Origin of the sequence: Peterkaempfera griseoplana (assembly GCF_001418575.1) — a bacterium.
GTDB classification, from domain to species: Bacteria; Actinomycetota; Actinomycetes; order Streptomycetales; family Streptomycetaceae; genus Peterkaempfera; species Peterkaempfera griseoplana.
Genome location: NZ_LIQR01000686.1, coordinates 1 through 2319, shown reverse-complemented (window position 1 = coordinate 2319; position 2319 = coordinate 1). Strand labels below are relative to the sequence as shown.

Below are 2319 nucleotides of genomic sequence, written 5' to 3'. Positions count from 1 at the left end.
GCCCCCACTCCCGCCCGCGACACGCTCTACACCTACGCAGGCACGCCCGCGGTCCTGCCGGAGTCCCTGCTCGACGCGAAGCTCGACGCCTACCGCGACGAGATCTTGCGCGAGGAAGCCGAGCCCCTGCGCGCCGCCGTCGCCGAAGCCTTGGCCCTGTTCGACGCCGGGCCTCTCGCCGTCCGCTGCTCCGCCTGCGGCGCCGAACCCGGCAACCTCTGCTACGGCAACGGCCCCATGACCGAGCCCCACCAGGCCCGCTACCGCATCCAGCAGACCACCGCCCTCGGCCTGCTCCGCACGGCGGTGACCCGGTGACCGCCACACACCTCCCCCAGCGGAGAGCAGCACCGACCGCACTGACCGACAGCCCCGCACTCACCGTGACGCTGCAAGTGGCAGTCCCCCTGTGGATGGACCAGCTCCGCAACTGCACCCCCGAGCAGGTGTTGGCCCGGGCCTCCCGCTGCGCCACCGTCGTCGGCAGCCAGGGCGATGCCCTGCAGTTCGGCGGGAAGGGCTGCGCCACCGCGTTCAACGCCCTTGCCGAGGGCCTGGCCTGCGCCGCGCTGACCGCGCAGGGCGGCGTCGACTTCGTGGGCCTGCACTGGTGCACCCGCCCCGCATGCCGCGCGGCCAGCCGTTACGACCACGCCGACGAATACCCCGCCACCACGCCTGCCACCGTGCCGGCGCCACGGCCGGTCGTCGACCTGCACCTCCCCGAGGACATCACCTCATGAGCACCTACCTCCTGTACCTCGACCTGCCCGGCGAGCAGCCGCCGCCGATCCCAGTCGTCGGGGACAGCCCGGCCCAGCTCGCCGCCGCCGTCCACACACACGCCCGGCCCAGGCTCGGCTCCCGCACCGTCTCCGTCCACCTCGACGGGCTCACCGGCGAGCTGCGCCGCGTTGGGTCGGTGGCGGGCACTTTCACCCTCGCCCCCGTCGACGAGCCCGACGACTACGGCTGGACCCTGCACGACCTCGACCGCCTCGCCCGGACCGTGGTGTCCAACAACCGCGCATGGTGGCCCGCCGGGGACCGCGACGACCTGTACGCCGCCGCCTGGCACGGAATCGTCGAGCACCTCTACACCACTGAGACCGAACCGCGGCGCACCGAACTCATGGAGGCCGGCCGCCGTGCCCTTGGCCAGGACGTCAAGGACAACATGCGGCACCACGGTGCACGCCGTGACAGCAGCAACAACGGCCTCAAGTACGCCATGTACTGGGAGTGGGCTGGCCGGTCCGTGCCGAGCCCCGAGAACGGCATCGTCGAACGGCTCGCCCTCGCACAGATCCTCCCCGCGCTGACCACAGGCCAGCGTCAGGCCGTCGAAGCGCTCGCCGTGACAGGCGACTACGACCGGGCAGCCCAACTGATCGGCAGCCCCGCCTCGCTGACATCGCAGTTGATGAAGGGCCGTCGCCGCTTCCGTGAGTTGTGGCACGAGGGCGAGGTCCCGTCCGGGCACTGGGGCTGCGACCGACGGGCCGGAACCGTGGCGGGCACGGTCGGTCACGGGTCTGCGCTGGCCCGGCTGCGCCGCCGCGCACGCACAGCCGCCCGAAAGACCGCCGGGACGCAACAGTGAGCGCCTGGTGGTGCGCCGCCTTCGACGCCGTCCTCGGCGGGCTGTTCATCGGCGGCGTCGTCGTGGTCCTCGCCGCCCTATGCCGCGCGGCCGCACACGCCGACGCCGAGGACAGCGACCCGTACGACCCGCCGCAGCACGGGCTCAGCGACGCCGAGGTCGACAGCGCCTTCGACGCCCTCATCGAGGCCTTCACCGTGCTGCCCGACCACCCGGAAGGAACCGACCGATGAAGCGCTTCGCCGCGTTCTACAGCGAGACCCCCGACATCCGCATCGGAGACAACGGCTGGTCCACCGACGGCCGCACCTTCGGGTCCCCGGCCCGCGCCGTCGAGGTCGCCGAGCAGTGGCTCGCCGAGGGCCGGTACGGCGTGACCGTCCAGGACCTCGAGGAAGCCGTGTACCGGTCGTGGCCGATGTGCCGCACGGTCACCTCTGCCGGCGGCGCGTACTGGTGCGTGCGTCAGAACCTGCTGTCCGACGACCGATGCCCGGAGCACACCCAGGGCGGCGCCCCGCTGCCCTCGCGCCCGCAGCAGCTGGCGCTCCTGGACGTCGCCCTGGCGACGGGTGGTGACGGGCGTTGACCAGCGACGACATCACTAGCGACGACATCCGCCAAATGCGCCACGACGGCGACCTCCGCGCGTTCCTCCGGGCCCAGATCCGCCGCCCCGAGCAGCGCGCGTTCCCCGCCGCCGCCCCACCCCCGAC

The 2319-nt window shown here is 72.8% G+C and carries 5 protein-coding genes; all 5 read left to right on the top strand.

Annotated features, from left to right (window positions below; all coding sequences use genetic code 11):
• On the top strand, nt 1–318 hold a 318-nt coding region (locus AOK09_RS35430), incomplete at its 5' end, for a zinc finger domain-containing protein (protein WP_157876174.1).
• A gap of 77 nt (nt 319–395) precedes the next feature.
• Nucleotides 396–743 carry a hypothetical protein gene (locus AOK09_RS35425; protein WP_157876173.1) on the top strand — a complete coding sequence of 116 codons (348 nt, stop codon included), beginning with the start codon at nt 396–398 and terminating at the stop codon, nt 741–743.
• Nucleotides 740–1603: a hypothetical protein gene (locus tag AOK09_RS35420; RefSeq protein WP_055591295.1), complete on the top strand. Its 864-nt coding sequence runs from the start codon at nt 740–742 to the stop codon at nt 1601–1603. The genes AOK09_RS35425 and AOK09_RS35420 overlap by 4 nt, the downstream gene beginning before the upstream one ends.
• Complete coding sequence (locus AOK09_RS35415; protein WP_055591294.1) at nt 1600–1836, top strand: hypothetical protein; 237 nt, start codon at nt 1600–1602, stop codon at nt 1834–1836. The genes AOK09_RS35420 and AOK09_RS35415 overlap by 4 nt, the downstream gene beginning before the upstream one ends.
• Nucleotides 1833–2192: a hypothetical protein gene (locus tag AOK09_RS35410; protein WP_055591293.1), complete on the top strand. Its 360-nt coding sequence runs from the start codon at nt 1833–1835 to the stop codon at nt 2190–2192. The genes AOK09_RS35415 and AOK09_RS35410 overlap by 4 nt, the downstream gene beginning before the upstream one ends.
• Nucleotides 2193–2319 lie beyond the last annotated feature (127 nt).

What these genes read in the sequence shown, in the direction of transcription:
- AOK09_RS35420 (WP_055591295.1), top strand. Translation starts at nt 740, where the DNA reads ATGAGCACCTACCTCCTGTACCTCGACCTGCCCGGCGAGCAGCCGCCG.
- AOK09_RS35410 (WP_055591293.1), top strand. Translation starts at nt 1,833, where the DNA reads ATGAAGCGCTTCGCCGCGTTCTACAGCGAGACCCCCGACATCCGCATC.